Origin of the sequence: Amycolatopsis sp. NBC_01488, assembly GCF_036227105.1 — a bacterium.
Lineage (GTDB): Bacteria > Actinomycetota > Actinomycetes > Mycobacteriales > Pseudonocardiaceae > Amycolatopsis.
Genome location: NZ_CP109434.1, coordinates 4,668,716 through 4,687,655, shown reverse-complemented (window position 1 = coordinate 4,687,655; position 18,940 = coordinate 4,668,716). Strand labels below are relative to the sequence as shown.

General features: G+C 71.8%; 19 protein-coding genes. 7 read left to right on the top strand and 12 right to left on the bottom strand.

What is annotated here, in order from left to right; translation table 11 throughout:
* Positions 1-239: 239 nt before the first annotated feature.
* From OG738_RS22740 to OG738_RS22725, 4 genes are all read right to left on the bottom strand, one after another.
* Positions 240-1,211: an LLM class F420-dependent oxidoreductase gene (locus tag OG738_RS22740; protein ID WP_329056419.1), complete on the bottom strand. Its 972-nt coding sequence runs from the start codon at positions 1,209-1,211 to the stop codon at positions 240-242.
* Positions 1,208-2,401: an acetyl-CoA acetyltransferase gene (locus OG738_RS22735; protein ID WP_329056417.1), complete on the bottom strand. Its 1,194-nt coding sequence runs from the start codon at positions 2,399-2,401 to the stop codon at positions 1,208-1,210. Before OG738_RS22735 ends, OG738_RS22740 begins: the two co-directional genes overlap by 4 nt.
* Positions 2,402-2,405: 4 nt before the next feature.
* Entirely contained in the window at positions 2,406-4,025 is a 1,620-nt protein-coding gene (locus OG738_RS22730; protein ID WP_442875919.1) for a class I adenylate-forming enzyme family protein, read from the bottom strand.
* A 74-nt stretch (positions 4,026-4,099) separates the two neighbouring features.
* Positions 4,100-5,572, bottom strand: a complete 1,473-nt coding sequence (locus tag OG738_RS22725) for a carotenoid oxygenase family protein (RefSeq protein ID WP_329056414.1) — start codon at positions 5,570-5,572, stop codon at positions 4,100-4,102.
* Positions 5,573-5,712: 140 nt separating this feature from the next.
* Between OG738_RS22725 and OG738_RS22720 the strand changes: the two genes are divergently transcribed.
* Positions 5,713-6,669, top strand: a complete 957-nt coding sequence (locus OG738_RS22720; RefSeq protein ID WP_329056413.1) for a winged helix-turn-helix transcriptional regulator — start codon at positions 5,713-5,715, stop codon at positions 6,667-6,669.
* Positions 6,670-6,751: 82 nt separating this feature from the next.
* Positions 6,752-6,937: a DUF5302 domain-containing protein gene (locus OG738_RS22715; protein ID WP_329056412.1), complete on the top strand. Its 186-nt coding sequence runs from the start codon at positions 6,752-6,754 to the stop codon at positions 6,935-6,937.
* A gap of 51 nt (positions 6,938-6,988) precedes the next feature.
* Here OG738_RS22715 and OG738_RS22710 read toward each other — a convergent pair whose 3' ends face one another.
* Complete coding sequence (locus OG738_RS22710) at positions 6,989-7,957, bottom strand: MBL fold metallo-hydrolase (RefSeq protein WP_329056411.1); 969 nt, start codon at positions 7,955-7,957, stop codon at positions 6,989-6,991.
* Between the two features lie 83 nt (positions 7,958-8,040).
* Here OG738_RS22710 and OG738_RS22705 point away from each other — a divergent pair, with 83 nt between their 5' ends.
* Positions 8,041-8,985 (top strand): LysR substrate-binding domain-containing protein, encoded by a 945-nt coding sequence (locus tag OG738_RS22705; protein ID WP_329056410.1) that lies wholly within the window; start codon positions 8,041-8,043, stop codon positions 8,983-8,985.
* On the opposite strand, the gene OG738_RS22700 is transcribed toward OG738_RS22705, so the two are convergent.
* The 5 genes from OG738_RS22700 to OG738_RS22680 form a co-directional block, all read right to left on the bottom strand.
* Positions 8,970-9,779, bottom strand: coding sequence for a serine hydrolase (locus OG738_RS22700; protein ID WP_329056409.1), 810 nt, complete (start codon positions 9,777-9,779; stop codon positions 8,970-8,972). The two genes, OG738_RS22705 and OG738_RS22700, sit on opposite strands and share 16 nt — an antisense overlap.
* Complete coding sequence (locus OG738_RS22695) at positions 9,776-10,849, bottom strand: Glu/Leu/Phe/Val dehydrogenase dimerization domain-containing protein (protein WP_329056408.1); 1,074 nt, start codon at positions 10,847-10,849, stop codon at positions 9,776-9,778. Before OG738_RS22695 ends, OG738_RS22700 begins: the two co-directional genes overlap by 4 nt.
* A 171-nt stretch (positions 10,850-11,020) precedes the next feature.
* A complete protein-coding gene (locus OG738_RS22690) occupies positions 11,021-12,214 on the bottom strand; it encodes a kynureninase (protein WP_329056407.1) in 1,194 nt (397 codons plus the stop codon).
* Entirely contained in the window at positions 12,211-13,005 is a 795-nt protein-coding gene (locus OG738_RS22685; RefSeq protein WP_329056406.1) for a tryptophan 2,3-dioxygenase, read from the bottom strand. The genes OG738_RS22690 and OG738_RS22685 overlap by 4 nt, the downstream gene beginning before the upstream one ends.
* Entirely contained in the window at positions 13,002-13,817 is an 816-nt protein-coding gene (locus OG738_RS22680) for a PaaX family transcriptional regulator (RefSeq protein ID WP_329056405.1), read from the bottom strand. The genes OG738_RS22685 and OG738_RS22680 overlap by 4 nt, the downstream gene beginning before the upstream one ends.
* A gap of 48 nt (positions 13,818-13,865) precedes the next feature.
* Here OG738_RS22680 and OG738_RS22675 point away from each other — a divergent pair, with 48 nt between their 5' ends.
* From OG738_RS22675 to OG738_RS22660, 4 genes are read left to right on the top strand one after another with little or no spacing between them, the layout of a single operon-like run.
* Entirely contained in the window at positions 13,866-14,618 is a 753-nt protein-coding gene (locus tag OG738_RS22675; RefSeq protein ID WP_329056403.1) for a creatininase family protein, read from the top strand.
* Positions 14,611-16,125: a benzoate-CoA ligase family protein gene (locus OG738_RS22670; RefSeq protein WP_329056402.1), complete on the top strand. Its 1,515-nt coding sequence runs from the start codon at positions 14,611-14,613 to the stop codon at positions 16,123-16,125. The genes OG738_RS22675 and OG738_RS22670 overlap by 8 nt, the downstream gene beginning before the upstream one ends.
* A complete protein-coding gene (locus tag OG738_RS22665) occupies positions 16,122-16,814 on the top strand; it encodes an SDR family NAD(P)-dependent oxidoreductase (protein ID WP_329056400.1) in 693 nt (230 codons plus the stop codon). The genes OG738_RS22670 and OG738_RS22665 overlap by 4 nt, the downstream gene beginning before the upstream one ends.
* Positions 16,811-17,638, top strand: coding sequence for an enoyl-CoA hydratase family protein (locus OG738_RS22660; protein ID WP_329056399.1), 828 nt, complete (start codon positions 16,811-16,813; stop codon positions 17,636-17,638). Before OG738_RS22665 ends, OG738_RS22660 begins: the two co-directional genes overlap by 4 nt.
* Here OG738_RS22660 and OG738_RS22655 read toward each other — a convergent pair.
* Entirely contained in the window at positions 17,635-18,018 is a 384-nt protein-coding gene (locus tag OG738_RS22655; protein WP_329056397.1) for a VOC family protein, read from the bottom strand. The genes OG738_RS22660 and OG738_RS22655 overlap by 4 nt on opposite strands.
* The gene (locus tag OG738_RS22650; protein WP_329056396.1) at positions 18,018-18,935 is read right to left on the bottom strand and encodes an SMP-30/gluconolactonase/LRE family protein; all 918 of its coding nucleotides are present in this window, start codon (positions 18,933-18,935) and stop codon (positions 18,018-18,020) included. The genes OG738_RS22655 and OG738_RS22650 overlap by 1 nt, the downstream gene beginning before the upstream one ends.
* Between the last annotated feature and the right edge of the window lie 5 nt (positions 18,936-18,940).

Genomic DNA, 18,940 nt, shown 5'->3' with positions numbered 1-18,940 from the left:
GGCGGCAAGCGCCCTCGCCGAGCTGAACGCACACGCCCCGCACGAGCAGCCAAACCCCGCGGACACCACCGCAAGAGCCTCCGCGCCATCGAGGCGGAGCAAGCCACCAGCGCCCTCGCCGAGCCGAACGCCCCGGACGCGATCAGCCAAGCCCGCGGACACCACCGCAAGAGCCTCCGCACCACCGAGGCGGAGCACAGCCACCAGCGCCCACGCCGAACTGAACGCCCCGGACGCGATCAGCTGAGCGCCGCAGCCACTGCCGCGAGGGTTTTCGCGCCTCCGGGGTCGTCATCGCTGGTCGCGGGGACGATCGCCAGCTCGTCGATCCCCGCCTCCGCGTACTCGGCCGCCTTCGCAGCGACCACCTCGCGTGACCCCAGCAACCCGACCACCGCGATCGCCTCGGCGGGCACCGCCGCCAGCAGCTCACGCGGGTGCGGGCGAGTGCGCGCGAAGTCGACCAGCTCGCCGAAGCCCGCCGCGCGGAACATCTCGCCGTAGCCCGGCGCCGCCAGGTAGCCGACCACGCCTCGGCGCAGCTGCTCGATCTCGGCCGGTCGCGGGTCGACCGCGGCGACCACCCACGCGGCCACCGGCGGCGCCTCGGCCCCGGCCCGCGCAGCCGCTTCCCGCACGCCGCGGACCAGCGTCGCCGCCGCCGCGGGGCTGACCAGGTTGACCACCATCCGGTCGGCGTGCCGCGCGGCGACGTCGAGGGCGCGCGGGCCGAACGCCGCGATCGTCAACGGCGACTTCGGGGCGGCCAACCGCAACCGGTAGCCCCGGGAGCCCACCACCGATCCGTCCACAGTGGACTTCTCGCCGGACACCAGCTGCCGCACGGCGATCGCCGACTCTTCCAGTGCCGTCGCGGAACGCGCACGCGACCGGCCGTGCCAGCCGCGCACCACGACGTCGCTGGACGTGCCCAGCGCGACCCCGGTCGTCCGCCCAGTCAGGGCGGCGACCGACGCGACGCCCATCGCGATCGTCGCCGGGTCCCGCACGGTCACCGCGAGCGGCCCGAACGTCAGCGACAGAGACGAAGTCGCCGCACCGATCGCCGTCCCCAAGGCGAACGCGTCCCACGTCGCCATCTCGCCGATCCACAGCTCCGGATACCCGGCGGCCTCGGCGGCGCGCGCGGTTTCGAGGGCCTCCTCCGGCCGGCGGTCCTGCCACAGCCCCAGCGACACCGAAAGCCTCATGCGGACGCCTGCACGATCACGGTGACCACCGTGGTGAACGAGCCGCCGACGTTGAGCGTCAGCGCCGTCCGCGCGCCCTCGACCTGCGTCTCACCCGCGGTCCCGGTCACCTGCCGGGCGACGTCGTGCAGCATGCGGACGCCGGTCGCGCCGACCGGGTGCCCGAGGCCGAGCAGGCCGCCACCGGGGTTGATCCCGGCCGCGTCCAGCCCGCCGTCGGCGACGAACCGGCCGCCGTCACCCGGCGGTGCGGCGCCGAGGTGCTCCAGCGCGACCAGCCCGGTGATCGTGAAGCAGTCGTGCAGTTCGACGACGTCGAGCGCGTCCGGCCCGGGCACGCCCGCGCGGTCGTAGGCGTCGACGACCGCGCCGCGCAGGTGCGGGAACAGGTACTCGCCGCCGGACGCGATCTTGTCGGCGAGGCCGATGTGCGCGGTGCGGTGGCCGAAGCCCGCGATGCGCGGGAAACCACCGCCCAGCCGTTCGGCGAACGCGGGTGCGGCCAGCAGGACCGCCGCGGCGCCGTCGGTGATCCGGCCGCAGTCCTGCTTGCGCAGACGGCCTTCGATGACCGGGTTCAGTGCGTCGTCGGCTCCGAACGCGCCGGCCGGGAAATGCCAGTCGCGGGCCTGGGCGAGCGGATTCCTTGCCGCGCGGTCGAAAGCGTGCGAAGCGAACTGCCCGAGGTGGGCGGGATCGAGCCCGTACCGCTCGTCGTACGCGGAAGCGACGTCGGCGAAGAGCGCGGGCCACGGGAACTTCGCGTTGACGGCTTCGTGCCCGGCCCACGCGGCGGACCCGAGGTGCTCGGCGGCCCGCTGCCCGTCGACGCCCCGCATCAGCTCGACGCCGACGACCAGCGCCAGGTCGTAGCGGCCGGACTCGAGATCGGCGCACGCGGCGAGCACGGCGGTGCTGCCGGACGCGCACGCGGCCTCGTGCCGGGTCGACGGCACCCCGTCCAGCTCCGGCACGGCCGCCACCAGCAGCCCGCCGAGCTGGGCCTGGCCGGTGAACAGCTCCGCCGCGAGGTTGCCGACGTGTGCGACGCCCACGTCCGAGGCGCTGACCCCCGCATCCGCGAGCGCAGCGGGCACGACCTCGGCGAACAGCTCGAGGATCCCGCGCCCCTCCTTCGCGTAGTTACGTGCGAAGTCGGTCTGCGCCCCGCCCAGCACGAACACGGTCATGGCCTCACTCCAGACTTTCCCGCAGCTGCCGCTTCAGGATCTTCCCCACCGGGTTGCGCGGCAAGGCGTCGGCGTACTCGAGCCGTTCCGGCAGCTTGAACGCGGCCACCTTCTTCTCACGCAGGTAGGCGACCAGCTCTTCCAGAGACGGCTTCCGCGCGCCGGGCACGACGACCGCGCACACGCGTTCGCCCATGACGTCGTCGGGCACGCCGATGACGCCGACGTCGGCGACGTCCGGGTGCCCGGCCAGCAGGCCCTCGACCTCGGCCGGCGAGATGTTCATCCCGCCGCGGATGACCAGGTCCTTCCTCCGGTCGACGTACCGCAGGAACTCGCCGCGTTCGCCGGCGATCTCGAAGACGTCGCCGGTGCGGAAGTGGCCGTCGCCGTCGAACGCCGAAGTGTCCAGCGGCTCGCCCATCGACGTGAGGTAGCCGGCGAACACCGTCGGCCCGGCGATGCGCAGTTCGCCGGGCCGCCCGGGTTCGGTCACGTGCTCGCCGGTGACGGGGTCGTGCAGCCGCACCGACGTCCAGCCGGCAACCGGCGTCGACCAGGTGACGTCGGAGGCGTAGTTCGGGAAGTAGCTCGCGCGCTGCTCCGGGTCCGGCAGGTCGATCGGCGCGGACAGCAGCGCGGTGCCCTCGTTGGAGCCGAAGAAGTTGATGATGTCGATGCCGTGCCGCTCGGCCCAGGTGCGCACGAGCCACGGCGAAAGCGGCGCCGAGCCGGAGCCGATCTTGCGGACGCTCGAGATGTCCACCCCGGACAGGATCTTTTCGTTGTGCAGCAGCATGGTCAGCAACGCGGGCGGCGCGAGCGTGTACGTCACGCGTTCGGCCGCGAGCTGCCCCAGGAACACCGTCAGGTCGAACGGGTGGTGGGGCACGAACACCGCGCCGGTCAGCAGCCACGGCAGGAACATCCCGCCGATGCCGGCCATGTTCGTCATCGGGAACGGCGAGAGCAGCACGTCTTCGGAGGTGAGGCCCGCTGCCTGGGCGCAGCCCGCGGCCGTCGCGAGCCAGTCGCCGTGGCAGCGCGGGACCGCCTTCGGCTCGGCTTCGGTGCCGGACGTCCAGCAGATCGTCACGCAGTCGTCGACGTCGGTGTCCAAAGTGGACAAATACGAGTCCAGAGCGGATCGCTCCGCTTCGGACAGTGGAGCCTCGGGCCAGGCCAGGGCGCCGGCCGGCTCGTCGTCCCCCCGGGCGACGACGAACCGGACCGACGGCGCCGAAGCGCCGATTAGCCCAAGGGCCGCCCCGGCGAGCGCGTGCTCGCCGTATCTGGATGCGGTCACCACCCCGACGGACCCGGTGCGCCGGCACATCGGGCCGAGTTCGTGCTCCCGGTAGGACACCGGGAACGGGGTGACGATCGCGCCGATCCGCACGATCGCGAGGAACGCCTGGACCAGGGCCGCGCAGTTCGGCAGCTGCACGGCCACGACGTCACCTGCTCGCACCCCTCTGGCGAGCAGGAACGCGGCCAGGACGTCGACGCGTTCGTCGAGCCGGTTCCAGGCCCACCGCACCGGGTCGCGTCCGACCAGTGCGGTGGTGTTCGGTGGATCGACCAGCGCGAGACCCTCCGGGTCGGCACTGACCCGCTCCTTCACGAGCCGGTCGATCGTCTCCGCACTCCACCATCCCCGCGCCCGGAAGCCCCGGGCGCGACCCTCTCGATGGCATCTCATGAACGGAGGTTTTCCAGCTGGTCCGCCCGGACCCAGGTCGCGTGAAAACCGAGCGGAACCCGCTGGGGCAACAGGACCCTGGCCACGGGTCCGGCAGCGAGCTCGGCGGCGTCGAAGATGTCCAGTTCCGAGCGTCCCTCGCGCTCGTCCTGCACGAACGTCACCAGATGACCGTCCGCCGAATCGGCGGCCGCTCCTTCGCGGGGTGCGAACGGAGCCTCACTGCCCCACCGGCCGGGACCGAACCGGTATTCGGTCTTGGAGCCGGCAAGATTGTCGTAGCGCACGAGCCCGTCGAACTTCAGCGTCGACTCGGGCGAGATGTGCACCGCGTAGGAGTACCGGTTCGCCCGGCCGACCCCACGGGAGTCGACGGTCGGGAACTCGGTGTTGGCGTCGTCGAGCGGGGCCTCGCGGCACACGCCGGTCCGCAGGTTGAAGCGGTAGCGATGCAGCTGGGCGTCGAGCCGCAGGTAGGAGAGCATCTTCGCGAGCGGCGTGTGGGCGTCGGCGCGCGGCTGGGGCTTGCGCACCCGGCAGACGTCGAGGACGACCTCTTCGCCCTGCTCCCAGGCGTTGACGACGTGGTAGATGTAGCACGGGCTCGCTTCGAACCACTTGATCTGGCTACCGTCTCCGTAGCGTGGCAGGACACCGAAGCGGCTCGGCATCGAGCGGTCGAAGTGCAGCTTGTGCCGGCCCAGCTTCGCGGCTTCGACGTCCTGGACCAGCGGCAGATCCATCAGCACCGCGTGGTGCTCGGTGATGGCCATGTCGTGCGGCAGGCGCGGGCCGGGCAGCTCGATCTCGGTGGTGTGCACGACCCGGCCGTCCGCGCTGATGACGCCGTAGCGCAGGTACGGCGGGCGGGGCCCGTAGTCGAACCAGAACAGCTCGCCGGTGGCCTCGTCCACCTTGGGGTGGGCCATCATGTCGCCGACCAGCGTGCCGAGGAAGTCCTCGGCGCCCAGCGTCTCCAGCGAGAGCGGGTCGACCGCGTACGGCGAGCCGCACAGGTACCAGGTCGCGAGGACGCGGCCGCGGTGGAAGATCACGTCGGTGTTGGCGTTGTCCTTGAGCCCGAGGCCATGGGTGTTGCCGAACGGGTTGCCCGCCGGGTTCTCCATGACGCCGGTCCAGAGCGCCCGGCCGGCCGCGGACTCGGCCTCGAAGGCTTTCGTGCGGATCCAGCGGTTGCGGTAGCGCGCCTTGCCGTTCTCCAGGTGGACGGCGTGGATCATGCCGTCGCCGTCGAACCAGTGGTAGCGGCCTTCCGGGGCGAACCGCGGGTTGGGGCCGTTGCGCAGGTAGACGCCGTTGAGGTCCTTGGGGATCTCGCCGATGACCTGCAGGTCTTCCGCGTCGATCTCGGTGCCGACCGGGGCGTAGACGCCGAGCAGGTAGGGGTTGGCCTCGCCGGTGTCCGCCGTCCGGGCCACCATCAGCGGCTGTTCGGAGGTGCTGGTCATCGGGCTGCTCCCTGACTGTCGGGCTCACCGCGCTGGCTGATGGGGATGAGACTATGATTTGTGTACCCAGGTGTCAATAGGCTTCTTTAGCTGTAGTCAGGTGCTACGCTGAGGCCGCTCAGCAACAAGGGGGACAGACGGTGACCGAAGCGACGGCACAGCGAATCCGGCCTGCGGGGGATCCGCTCCGCCGGGCGCTCGAGCTGGTCGGCGACCAGTGGACATTGCTCATCCTGCAGAGCCTGTTCCTGCGCTTCCGGCGGTACGAGGAGCTGCGCCTGCGGCTGGGGATTTCGCCGACGGCGCTGTCCGGGCGCCTGCGCGACATGGTGGACGCGGGCATGCTCACGCGCGAGCCGTACCGGGACGCGCGCCGCACGCGGCACGAGTACCGGCTCACCGAGCGCGGCCTGGAGCTGTGGCCGCTGCTGATCTCGATCTGGGCGTGGGAGCGCGAGTGGGTCGACGGCCGCCGCGAGGTGCTGCCGACGCTGATCCACCTCGACTGTGAGCTGGCTACATCAGCGCCCCTCGGCTGCGGCGCCTGCGGCCGCCGCGTCGACGCGCGTGACGTGCGAGCGTCGCGGCTGGACAGCACCGGCGTCGCCGCCGCGACGGCGTCCAAGCGGTTCCGCCGCAAGGACGCGGAGTCGCTGGCCGGCGACCCGATGATGTTCTTCCCCGACACGATGGAGCTGCTGGGCGACCGCTGGTCGACGGGCCTGCTGGTGTCGGCGCTGCTCGGCTGCCGGCACTTCTCGGAGTTCGAGCGCGAGCTGGGCATCGGGCCGAGCGTCCTGTCGGCCCGGCTGAGCAAGCTGGTCGAGGTCGGCGTGCTGCGCACCGGCACGGCGGCCACGCGCACGGACGCGCGCGACTACCGGATGACGGCGAAGGGGCTGGCGTTCTTCCCGGCGCTGGCGTTCATCGCGGAGTGGTCGCGCGGCTTCGAGGTCGCGGGCCAGGAGCCCGACATCACACTCCACCACGTCGAATGCGGCAACCGGCTGCGGCCGATCCTGCTGTGCGACCACTGCGGCCGCCCGCTGACGCGGAAGTCGGTCCAGTTCGGCGGAGTGCCGTCGCCCCAACGCTGACGGTGTGGCGTAATCGACTCGCCAAGCGGTTTGAGTGGTGCCAGGCTGGAGCGGTCACACGTCGTCAGTTCCGGAGGTAGGCATGAGTGAACCGAACCCGTCGCCCAGCGGCGAGGAGGACGACGTCAAGCGCAAGTTCCGGGAGGCGCTGGAGCGCAAGCAGGCCCACGCGCGCTCGGGTGCGGCCCACGAGAACGGCGGGGGCAAGAACCAGCACGCCCACGGGCCCGCGGCCAACAAGCGGACGTTCCGCCGCAAGAGCGGCTGACCTGTTCCCGCCGGAGGCCCCCACCGCGGTCGGTGGGGGCCTTCGGCTTGGCTACGGGACGAACGAGCCCAGGTGGTCCAGGACCACGAACTCGCTGGCCGGACTCGCCGCCGCCACTGCCTTGCGCAGGATCTCCAAGCCTCCGTTCGGGTCGTGTGCCTGACCCAGCGGCAGGTCGAAGTCATCCCAGTGCGTCGCCGCCACATACCTCGGGTTGCCCAGCGTGCGCAGCAGGCGCGGCACGTACTGCGTCACCTTCGCGCCGCCCACCGGTAGCAGCACCACGTCCGGGTGGAGGCCCGCCAACTCGGACTCGACGTAGTTCGAGCCGCCGAAGTTCAGCACGCTCGCGCCGCCACCCGAGACGGCGTACGCCAGTGTGCCGCCCTCGACCAGGTCCTCGATCACCCGCGGGCGGTCGCGGCGGGACAGCGTCCGCGAGCCCGGGAACGGCACTCGCGCCCGGGTGCCGGTCGCCGAGTGCAGGGACCTCAGGATGCGAATCGAGTAGCCGTCGAACGTCAGGTCCTCGCCGCCGCTCGCGATCGCCAGCTGGTCCTCCGGGGCACCCAGCGCCGCCATGAGACTCAAATGAGTCTCGCTCCCGAAGACCGTTGCGCCGGTGCGTCGGGCCAGGTACGGGACGTCGGTGAGGTGGTCGTAGTGGCCGTGGGTGACCAGGATGTGGTCCGCGCGCAGCTCGCCGCGGTCGAGGTAGCCGTCGATCAGGGCCTCGTTCACCGACAGCGGTGTCTTCGGGTCCGCGCCCGCCGGGGTGTACGTGCCGGTCTTGAAGCGGGTCAGCCACGGGTCGATCAGGACCGTCTTCGTCCCGACGCGGATCTCCCAGCCGTTGTTTCCCCACCACCGCAAGGTCATCTGCGACGTCCCCCGCGTCGCCGGGGCCGCCGAGGCCGCCGAGGCCGCCGAGGCCGCCGAGGCCGCGGAGACGCCGGCGAGGACCGAGGCCGCCGCCGCGCCCGCGCCGAACAGCCCGCGTCTGCTGAGTCCTGTGTTCATCTCGGCACCAGACCACGAAGCACGCCGCTCTGTCCAAGATCGGGACGTCGGCATGTCGATATGCGGATGGGTATCGTCACAGCGTGGACCACCTCCGTTCGCTGCGGTACTTCCTGGTCGTCGCCGACGAACTGCACTTCGGTCGCGCCGCCGACCGGCTCGGCATCGCGCAGCCGCCGTTGAGCCAGCGCGTGAAGCGGCTTGAAGCCGAGCTAGGCGCGACGCTGTTCGACCGCGGCCGGCGCGTCACGCTCACCGAAGCCGGTGAGGTGCTCCGCGCCGAAGCCCGGGACCTGCTGAGCCGCTGGGAGCGGATGACGGCGCTGGTCGCGAAGGCCGAGCGCGGCGAGGTGGACGCCCTGCGCGCGGGCGTGCCGCCGGAGCTGCCCGGCCGGGTGCTCGCCGGGATCCTGACGGCCTTCGCCGCGCAGCACCCGGCCGTCCGGCTGGACCTGCAGGAGCTGACCACCGCCGAGCAGGCCCGGCTGCTGGCCGACCGGTCACTGGACGCGGGACTCCTCCAGCTCCCGGTGGACGTCGTGGGCCTCGACCTCGGCCCGGCCGTCGACACGCCGCTGGGCGTGGTCCTCCCCCGCGACTCGCCACTGGCCCGCCGCGCTTCGCTGGCGCTGGCCGACCTCGCCGGCGAAGGCCTGGTGCACGCACCGCGCGCGGCGGCGCCGGGGAGCTACGACGCGTTGCTGCGCACGTGCTGGGACCACGGCTTCCGCCCGGCTTCGATCCGGCACGCGCGCAACCCGGAGTTCGTGCTGGGCTTGGTCTTGGCGGGGCACGGCGTGGCGTTCGAGGCGCGGCCCCGCAAGGAACCGCGAGTGGTGTGGCGACCGCTGGAAGGCGAGGTGCTGCGGGCGCGGACGGCGTTCGCCTGGCCGTCGTCGGACCCACACCCGCAGGCGGCGAAGCTGGCGGAGATCGCGGCGGAGGTCCTGCGCGACGACGGCGTTTCGCGGCTCGTGACGGAGCCGCGCGGGGCCCGGCCGTGGGACGTGTTCTACGACCGGAGCTGATCCACCGCCGCCCGGGCCGCGGCGCCGATCGCGCGGTCGATGTCCGGACGGCGCAGCGTCTCCGCTCCACCCACCGTGAACACCGCCACCGCGTACGCGTCCCCGTCCGGGTACGTCACGATCCCGATCTCGTTGCGGATCCCCGGCATCGTGCCCGTCTTGGCCGCCACCGCGACCTCCGGTGGGAACCCCGCGGTCAGCCGGTGCCAGCTCACCTGCGCCGACATCCACTCCAGGACCTGAGCGCCGGGCCCGGGGTCGTTCGCCACCGCCGACAGCAAAGAGGTCATCTCGCGCGGGGTGGTCGCGGAAGTCCGCAAGGGATCCAAGGCACGCAACGGAAGCCCGGCCGCGGTGTCGTCGATGATCGTGCGCAGCAGGTCGCGCGGGGCGCCGATGACGGTGGTGCGCGTCAGCCCCAGCTCGAGCAGCAGAGACCGCACGTTCTCCACCCCGACCCGGTCGAACAGCAGGTCCGCGGCCGTGTTGTCCGACACCGACAGGGCGAGCAGCGCCGCATCCCGCAGGCTGTAGGAAACGTCGTCGGCGAAACCCGACGAACCGCTGCCGCCGAGCCGGTCGGCCGCCGTGGCGCGGACGCGGTCCGCCGGGTCGAGCTGGCCCGCCGCCACCTGCCTGGCGAACTCGAAAGCCAGCGGCACCTTCACCACCGACGCCAGCACGACGGGCGCGTCGGCGTCGACGCCCAGCTCGCCTGCGGAACCGAGACGGCGGGCGTGCAGGAAACCCCGCACGCCCGCCGCGAGAAAGATCTCTTCGGGAGGAAGGCTCACCCCGTCATGATGGACCGCAGCCGCCCGACCTCCGCCATCCGGCGCTCGGCCAGGCGGTCGGCCGCCGTCGCCGGGGGCACGCCGTCGGCGTCCGCCAGGGCGAACACCGCCTTCGTCGTGTCGAAGATGGCCGTCGTCTTGCGCTTGGCGCGCGCGAAGTCGAAGCCGTGGCGCTCGTCGTCGACCTGGATCACGCCGCCCGCGTTGACCAGGTAGTCCGGCGCGTACAGCACCCCGCGGTCGGCGAGCTGCTTGTCGATGCCGGCGTGCGCGAGCTGGTTGTTGGCCGCGCCGCAGACGACGCGCGCGCCGAGCACCGGCACCGTCTCGTCGTTCAGCACGCCACCCAGCGCGCACGGCGCGAAGACGTCCAGCTCGGTGCGCAGCAGGGTGTCCACATCGGACACGACCTGGACGTTCGGGTAGCTCTCGAGCGTGCGTGAGATCGCGGGCGCGTAGACGTCGGTGATCGTCACCTGCGCGCCGGCGTCCACGAGGTGCCCGACGAGGATGTGCCCGACCTTGCCGACGCCGGCCACGCCGACGCGCCTGCCCGCCAGGTCCGGGCTGCCCCAGAGGTGCTCGGCCGAGGCCCGCATGCCCTGGAAGACGCCGAACGCCGTGAGCACGGACGAGTCGCCGGCCCCGCCGTCTTCCGGCGAGCGGCCGGTGACGTACCGGGATTCCCGGGCCACGACGTCCATGTCCTGCACGTACGTGCCCACGTCGCACGCCGTGATGTAGCGGCCGCCGAGGGACTGCACGAAGCGCCCGTACGCGCGCAGGAGCGCTTCGGACTTGAGCGTCTTCGGGTCGCCGATGATCACGGCCTTGCCGCCGCCGAGGTCGAGCCCGGCCAGCGCGTTCTTGTACGCCATGCCCTTGGACAGCGCGAGCACGTCGTCGAGCGCGTCCGCTTCGGTGGCGTAGGGGTGGAAGCGCGTCCCGCCCAAAGCGGGTCCGAGCGCGGTGGAGTAGATGCCGATGATGGCCTTCAGGCCACTGGCTTCGTCGTGGCAGTACACGACCTGTTCGTGCCCGGTGCCCCGGGCGAACACTCCTTCGGTCACGGTGGTGACTCCTTTGTCTCCCGCGCCCGGTTCGTGGCCGGGACGCGCTTCACGGGGTGGCGGGAGCCGCGTGCGGAGGTCGTCCGCGACGTGGGTTCCCGGCACCAACCTAGATCCCCTCCGGACACCGGACCAGTGGAGGTCCCGGGATACGGACGGGTAACGCGGAGATCAGCCGCGGACCACCTTGCCGAGGACGGCCATCGCCGTCTCGAGCTGGGTGTCGGAGAGGTACGGCGCGGGCCCGAAGCGCAGGTGGTGCCCCCGGCTGTCGGTCCGGACGCCCTGGGCGGCCAGCGCCGCCTGCAGCCCGGCGGCGTCGGCGCAGCGCAGCGAGAGGAATCCGCCGATCCGGTCCAGCTCCACCGAACGATCCCGCGTGACGACGTCTTCCGGCAGGTCGAGCGAGTCGAACACCGACGCGAGCAGCCCCACCTGGTGCTGCGAAACCTCGCGCAGGAATTCCGGCGTGAGGCCCTGTTCGGCGAAGAACCGCTGGACCCGGACGCCGCGGTAGTGGCTGGCCGGGTCGTAGGTGGCGCCGGCGAAGCGGTCGCCGCCGGTGGCGTACGGCACCGCGCCCGGGTGGCGCTCGTCGGCGAGCGCGCCGAATTCGGCGTACCAGCCGGTGATCACCGGGCGCAGCTCCTGGGCGTGCGCGGGCAGCCGCAGGAAGCAGTTGCCCTCGCCGAGCTGCAGGTACTTGTACCCGCCGCCGAGCACCCAGGCGTTGGTGAGCCCGAGGTCGTGCAGCGCGACCGGCACGACGCCGAGCGCGTGGTAGGCGTCGACGACCAGCTCGATCGACCGGGCGCGGCAGGAGTCGGCCAGGTGCGCGAGCCCCGGCACCAGCCGGGACGTCTCGAACAGCACGGCCGACACGAGCACCGCGGCGGTGTGGTCGTCGACCTCGGCGGCGACGCGCTCGGCGAGCGTCGTCACCGGGTCCAGCGGCACCCGCACGACCTCGACGCCCTCCTCCTCGAGGCGGGTGAGCTGGCGGCGCAGCGTGTGGAACTCGCCGTCGGTGGTGACCAGGCGCGGTCTTCGCGGCAGCTCCATCGCCGAGAGGAAGCGCAGCACGAGGTCGTGCGTGGACGCGCCGAGCGCGTACTCGCCGTGCGGGTCGCCGAGCAGCAGGCGGAACCCCGCGCGCACCTCGTCGGCCTTCGCGAAGGCACGCTCCCACTTCTCGTCGACGTCGCGGGCGGCGTCCGCGAAGGACTCCCGCAAGCCTTCCTCCGCGACGTCGGGCCACGCCTGGTGGGAGTGCCCGGACAGCAGCAGGCGTTCGGCGACCCCGAAGCGGGAGTAGTGCGGGGCGAGCGCGTTGTGGTCGGCTCGCAGGTCGTCCAAAGTGGTCACAGTTGGCTCCGTACGGCCCAGAGATCCGGGAACATCGGCTGGAAGAGCGTGGTACGCAGGTAGGTCGCGCCGGACGATCCCCCCGTCCCGGTCTTGTCGCCGATGGTGCGTTCGACCATCTTCACGTGCCGGTAGCGCCACTCCTGCATCCCTTCGTCGAGATCCACCAGACATTCCGCGACGACCGACGGTCCGCCGTCGTCGCTGTACACGTCCAGCAATATCGCCTGCAAGGCCGGGGACGGCTCCACCGGTCGAGTGACGTCTCGGTCACACTCCACGGAATAGCCAGAAGCCTTGAGGTACGCGAGAAAAGAGTCGAACAAGGATGGTCGCGCCATCGCTTCGGCAATGCGTTTCCGCTGCTCGCCGCCTTCGGGGTAGTGCGCGAAGACGCGCTCGTCACGCCGCCCCAGCACCGCCTCCAGCTCGCGGAACTGGGCCGACTGGAAGCCGCTCGAAGCGTCCAAACGGGTGCGGAAGCTCGTGAACTGGCTGGGGGTCATGGTTTCCAGGACGTCGATCTGCGCGACGGCGACCTTGAGGATCGTCAGGATCCGGCGCAGGATCCGGATCGAGTGCGCGGTGTTGCCCGCGGCGAGGTTCTCCTGGAGGAACTCGGCTTCGTGCAGGATCTGCTTGAACCACAGCTCGTACACCTGGTGGATCACGATGAACAGCAGCTCGTCGTGCTCGTCCGACCGCGTCCGCTGGGCGTTCAGCACCTCGTCCAGCGCGAGGTACGAGGTGTAGCTCAGGGCTTCCTGCGTGGCTTGGCTGGGTTCGGTCATCCTCGGGTCACCTCGTCGAAATGGCGCTGAGCGGGTTTCGCGAGCGCGGCGTACATATCGTGGAACAGCTCGACCGCGGCCGCCCGGTGCTCCGGTGCGCGCACCAGGTCGGCGGGCAGTTCGGGGTCCAGCGACGGGAACGCGCGGAAGGTGTGCACCAGGCGGGTCCGGACGTCGAAGGCTTCGGCGTCCGGCAGGTCCTTCCCCGCGTACCCGCCGAACTGGCCGGCGAACGCGGTGTAGCGCGCGGCCAGGTCGTCGAGGTCCCAGGCCCGGCCGGCGAAGCGGCGGACGTCGAGCGCGGCCGACGGCCGGCCCAGCAGCAAGCCGGCGTGCTCGGTGACGTCCAGCTCGGCGAGCAGGGCGACGACCTCGGCCTCGCGGTCGTGCGGGGCGATCCAGGTGCCGTCCTGGTACGGCCCGAACCCGAGGAACCTCAACCGCCTGACCAGGCGTTCCCGCGCCTGGCGGCGGCTCTCCGGGATGCTCTGCCAGAGCACGGTCCACTCGCCGGCGGCGCGTTCGCGGCGGCCGAGGGAGAAGATCCGGTGATCGCCGTCGGCGAGCAGCGCGATGGTGCGGCGCGTCAGCGAGTAGTGCACGGTGCGGCCCTCGCGGTGACGCTGGAGGAGGCCGCGGCGCACGACGCGGGTGAGCGCGATCCGGGCCGCGCCGTCGGAAAAGCCCAGCTCGGCGAGCGCCGCGACCAGGCCGCCCGACCACACCCGCCGGGTCTCGCGCGGGTGCACGTAGCTGCCCAGCAACGTCACGACCAGCTCCTGAGGGCTGGCTTCGAACGCGTCGGCGGGCATGCCCGCAACTCTATACACCCCAGGCCGCTGCGGTGTAGCTTGATTTGCGTGACGTACTTCGCGGACCTCAGCTCGCGGCAGGTCGCGGCCCTGGCGGACGGCTCACGCGTCCCCGTGCTGCTGCTCCCGCTGGGCGCGATCGAGCCGCACGGCCCGCACGCGCCGCTGGGCACCGACCCGCTGATCTCACGCGGGATGTGCGAGCGCGCGGCCGACCGGCTGGCCGCCGATGAGGACGTCCACGTCCTGGTGCTGCCCGAGGTGCCCTACGGCGTGACGCGCTTCGCGGCCGGGTTCGCCGGCGGCGTGCACATCGGCGAGGAGACGCTGCACTCCCTGCTCGTCGACATCGGCTCGGCGCTGATCGCTCAACGACTCGGCCGGATCCTGCTGGTCAACAACCACTTCGAGCCCGCGCACCTGGTCACGCTGCGGCGCGCGGTGGAGACGTTGAACTTCGCCTACGACGGCCGGGTCGCGCTGCTCGACCTGGTCCGGCGGCGGCACGCGCAGCGGTTGACGGACGAGTTCCGGTCCGGCGAATGCCACGCGGGGCGGTACGAGACGTCGCTCGTGCTCGCCGACCGGCCGGAGCTGGTCGACCAGCCGCTGATGCGGACGTTGCCGCACGTGCCGGTCAGCTTGGCTTCGGCGCCTTCCGAAGATGGCTTTCTCGAGCTGGGGATGACCGACGCGTACTGCGGCGCGCCCGCCGAGGCGACCGCGGAAGAAGGCGCCGAGACGTTCTCGACGTTGACCGACCTGCTGGTGGAAGCGATCCGGGAGCTGGCCCGTGAGTGAGCCGTTCAACCTCGCCACGCACTTCCTCGACCGGCACGTGGCTTCGGGCCGCGGCGACCGGATCGCCCTGTTCGCCGGGGACCGCACGGTCACCTACGACGAGCTGGCGCGGCTGGCCAACCGCGTCGGAAACGTGCTGCTCGATGCCGGAGTCCGAAGAGGACAGCGCGTGCTGCTGGCGCTGAGCGACGGCGACGAGTTCGTCGCGACCTGGTACGGCGCGCAGAAGATCGGCGCGGTCACCGCCGAGGTCTACCCGTTCCTGCAGCCCAAGGACTACGCGTACTACCTCGGCTACACCGAAGCCGTCGCGGTCGTCGCCGACGCCGTCACGCTGCCCGCGTTGCGCACGGCGGACGCTACCAGGCTGCTGGTCACCGGCGTGCCGGAAAGCGAGCTACGGCCCGGCGAGCGTCCATTCCGGACACTCGTCGACGCCGCACCGGACACCCTCGACGCCGCACCGACCACAGTGGACGACACCGGGATCTGGAAGTTCACCACCGGCAGCACCGGCGCGCCCAAGGCGTGCGTGCACCCCTTGCGCAGTCCGAAAGAGAGCTTCGAGCGGTACGCCGTCCAGGTGCTCGGGCTGCGGGAGGACGACCGCGTGCTCGCCGTGCCCAAGCTGTTCTTCGGCTACGCGCGCGACCTGGTGGCCCTGTTCCCGTTCGGCGTCGGCGCGGCCGGGATCGCGTTCCCCGAGCGCAGCACGGCGGACCTGATGTTCGAGTTGATCGCACGCCACCGCCCGACCGTCCTGGTCAACGTGCCGACGATGATGAGCGCGATGGTCGCGCACCCGGCCGCCGCCGAGCAGGACCTGAGCTGCCTGCGGATGACGACGTCCGCGGGCGAAGCGCTGCCCTCGGAGCTGCACCGCAAGTGGGACGCGATGTTCGGCGTGCCGGTGGTGGACGGGATCGGCTCGTCCGAGGCCTACCACATCTACCTGTCGAACCGGCCGGGTGCGGCGCGGATCGGCACGCTCGGCACCGAGGTGCCCGGCTACCACGCTCAGGTCGTCGACGAGCTGGGAAACCCGTTGCCCGACGGGGAAATCGGGCCGCTGCGGGTCACCGGGCCGACGATCGCGCTGGAGTACTTCGGGGATGCCGAAAAGTCCGCGAAGACGTTCGACGGCGACACGCTGACGTCGAGTGACCTCTTCAGCCGCGACTCGGACGGCTTCTTCCGCCATCACGGGCGTGCCGACGCGCTGCTGAAGGTCGGCGGGGTGTTCGTCGCGCCCGGCGAGATCGAGGACTGCCTGCTCGGGCACCCGTCCGTGATCGACTGCGCGGTGGTCGGCCAGGAGGTCGACGGCTTGGTCGTGCCGCGCGCGTACGTCGTGGTGCGCGCCCCGGTGTCCGCGGACGAGCTCAAGGACCACGCGAAAGCCCACCTGGCCAAGCACAAGTACCCCCGCGAAGTGGTGTTCATGACGGAACTTCCCCGCACTGCCAACGGAAAGCTCGACCGGCGCGCCCTGGCGGGCCGGGCATGAGCCGCCTGGTCGTGGTCACCGGCGGCACCCGCGGCATCGGCGCGGCGATCGCCTCGCGCTTCCGCGCCGCCGGAGACGAGGTGCTCGCGCCGGGTCGTGCCGAGTGCGACGTCACCGACGAGGACGCCGTCGCCGCCTACTTCGCGTCCGCCGGGCCGGTGGACGTGCTGGTGAACAACGCCGGGATCTCGTCCAGCGCACCGCTTTCGAAGACTCCGCTCGACGACTGGCGGTCGCAGATCGAGGTCAACGCGACCGGCGCGTTCCTGTGCACCCGGGCGGTGCTGCCAGGGATGCGCGAGCGCGACCGCGGCCGGATCGTCACGGTGGCGTCGACGGCGTCGCACGTCGGCTACCGGTACACGGCCGGGTACACGGCGTCGAAGCACGCGGCGGCCGGGCTGATGCGCGCGGTCGCGGCGGAGCTGGCGGGCACCGGCGTCACGGCGAACGCGGTCTGCCCGGCGTTCGTCCGCACCGACATGACGGCGACCTCGGTGGCGCGCATCCAGGAACGGACGGGACGCTCTGTCGGCGACGCCGAGTCCGCGCTGGCGGCGGCGTCCCCGCTCGGCAGACTGCTCGACCCGGAAGAGGTGGCGTTCGCCGTCGCCTTCCTGGCGGCCCCGGAAGCCGCCGCGATCAACGGCCAGACCCTCGTACTCGACGGCGGAGGAATCCAGACATGAGCCCGTTCCGCGCGACCGCACCGCTGACGAAGGAGTGGGAGCACTTCGGCTTCTCGGTGGCCGACGGCGTCGCCACGGTGACGTTCACCCGGCCGGAGAAGCTGAACGCGCTGACCTTCGACGTCTACGCCGACCTGCGGGACCTCGTCGTCGAGCTGCCGCAGCACGAGGACGTGCGGGTGCTGGTGATCACCGGGCAGGGCCGCGGGTTCTGCTCCGGCGGCGACGTCGAGGAGATCATCGGCGAGCTGCAGAAGTTCGAGACGGCGGAGCTGCTGGAGTTCACCCGCATGACGGGCGCGGTGGTGAAGGCGCTGCGCGAGTGCCCGCTGCCGGTGATCGCGGCGGTCAACGGCGTCGCGGCGGGCGCGGGCTCGGTGATCGCGCTGGCCAGCGACTTCCGGCTGCTGGCGGAGTCGGCGAAGTTCGCGTTCCTGTTCACGAAGGTCGGCCTGGCCGGCGCGGACATGGGCTCGGCCTACCTCCTGCCGCGCCTGGTGGGCCTGGGCCGGGCGACGGAGCTGCTGATCCTGGGCGACAAGGTCTCCGCGTCCCGTGCTTCGGAGATCGGGCTGGCTTCCCAGGTGGTCCCGGACGCCGATCTGCCCGCCACCGCTTCCGCGCTGGCGCGCCGCCTGGCGGACGGCCCGGCGCTGGCGTACGCGACGACGAAGGTGCTGCTGACCCGCGAGCTGGACATGGACCTGGGCAGCGCGATCGAGCTGGAAGCGATGACACAGGCACTGCTGATGACGGCGAAGGACCACAAGGAGTTCTACGCGGCCTGGTCCGCCGGGCGCGAACCCCGCTGGACCGGCCGCTAGGGCACGATCTGGGCGAGGCCGATCAGGTTGCCTTCGCTGTCGCGGAACCACGCCGCGCGCTCGCCGCTGCCCTTGCTCGGGTAGTTCCCGGGGATCTCGACGATGCCGGCGTCCCCGTAGTCTTCGAACACCACGCCCCGCTCGCGCAGCGCCGCGACCGACGCTTCGAGGTCGTCGACGTAGCACCCCATCTGCGTGAACGAACCGTCGGACGCGCCCGCGGACGCGTACAGGCAGAAGACGCCCGACACGCCTTCGTACCGCAGGCCGCCTTCGCGCTCTTCGGACGGCTCGAGGCCCAGCTTTTCGCTGTACCAGCGCCGCGCGCGGTCGAGGTCCTGGGTGGGGAGACGCGATTCGAACCGGAGGTTGGTCAGCATCACCCGATGGTAGGCGTCACCGCGATCGCGTCCTCCTCCAGCGAGCCGAAGTACAGCTTGCCCTGCCACTCGCGCACGCCCACCAGCATGTGGAACCCGGCGATCTCGCCGCGCAGTTCGCGCTCCACCTTGCCGTCCGCCGCGACGCCCAGGACGCCCACCTCGCGGCCCGGCTTCGGCTGCAGCGACGTCGGCAACGCGCGGATCCCCGCCCGCAGGAACGCGGGCAGCCGGCGCACGGCGTCGAGCGCCTTGACCTTCGGGGACGCCTGCGTGATCCAGATCAGGCCGTCCGTGCCCGTCGAGATGTTGTCCGGGAAGCCCCACAGCCCGTCGACGAACACGTCGGACCGGCCGTCGCGCAGCCACACCCGCGACACCCGGCACGCGCCCGTCTCCGCCACCGCCACGAACGACTCGTCCGGGGCCAGTGCCACGCCGTTCGCGAACTGCAGGCCGTCGAGGAGGAGGTCGATGGACCCGTCCGGGGCGCGCCGGAGCAAGCGGCCGCCCGCGGTCTGCTCGATCAGGTCGTCGCGCCAGTGGTCGATGCCGAAACGGCGCGACGAATCCGTGAAGTAGACCGTGCCGTCGGCCGCCACCGCCGCGTTGTTGCAGAACACGAAGTCGAGCCCCAGCGCCGACGTTGCCAGCACCGAAGGCGAGCCACCCGACAGCGGCAGCACCAGCAGGCCCGCCCGCGCGTCGCAGATCAGCAGCTCGTCGTCGCCGTACAGCTCCAGTCCCAGCGGCCGCCCGCCCGTGTCGGCGATGACGTCGATGCGCTTGCCGTCGGGCGACAGGCGCAGGATCCGGCCGTCGTCGACGCCGGTGTAGATCCGGCCTTCGCCGTCGACCACGACGTCCTCCGGGCCGTGCCCGTTCACCGGGATGACCGTGACCTCGCCGAACCGCATCGAAC

Excerpts from the sequence above, each read along its gene's own strand:
- OG738_RS22725 (WP_329056414.1), bottom strand. The coding sequence starts at position 5,572 with ATGACCAGCACCTCCGAACAGCCGCTGATGGTGGCCCGGACGGCGGAC.
- OG738_RS22740 (WP_329056419.1), bottom strand. The coding sequence starts at position 1,211 with ATGAGGCTTTCGGTGTCGCTGGGGCTGTGGCAGGACCGCCGGCCGGAG.
- OG738_RS22665 (WP_329056400.1), top strand. The coding sequence starts at position 16,122 with ATGAGCCGCCTGGTCGTGGTCACCGGCGGCACCCGCGGCATCGGCGCG.
- OG738_RS22685 (WP_329056406.1), bottom strand. The coding sequence starts at position 13,005 with ATGACCGAACCCAGCCAAGCCACGCAGGAAGCCCTGAGCTACACCTCG.
- OG738_RS22735 (WP_329056417.1), bottom strand. The coding sequence starts at position 2,401 with ATGACCGTGTTCGTGCTGGGCGGGGCGCAGACCGACTTCGCACGTAAC.
- OG738_RS22660 (WP_329056399.1), top strand. The coding sequence starts at position 16,811 with ATGAGCCCGTTCCGCGCGACCGCACCGCTGACGAAGGAGTGGGAGCAC.
- OG738_RS22710 (WP_329056411.1), bottom strand. The coding sequence starts at position 7,957 with ATGAACACAGGACTCAGCAGACGCGGGCTGTTCGGCGCGGGCGCGGCG.
- OG738_RS22650 (WP_329056396.1), bottom strand. The coding sequence starts at position 18,935 with ATGCGGTTCGGCGAGGTCACGGTCATCCCGGTGAACGGGCACGGCCCG.
- OG738_RS22715 (WP_329056412.1), top strand. The coding sequence starts at position 6,752 with ATGAGTGAACCGAACCCGTCGCCCAGCGGCGAGGAGGACGACGTCAAG.
- OG738_RS22655 (WP_329056397.1), bottom strand. The coding sequence starts at position 18,018 with ATGCTGACCAACCTCCGGTTCGAATCGCGTCTCCCCACCCAGGACCTC.
- OG738_RS22680 (WP_329056405.1), bottom strand. The coding sequence starts at position 13,817 with ATGCCCGCCGACGCGTTCGAAGCCAGCCCTCAGGAGCTGGTCGTGACG.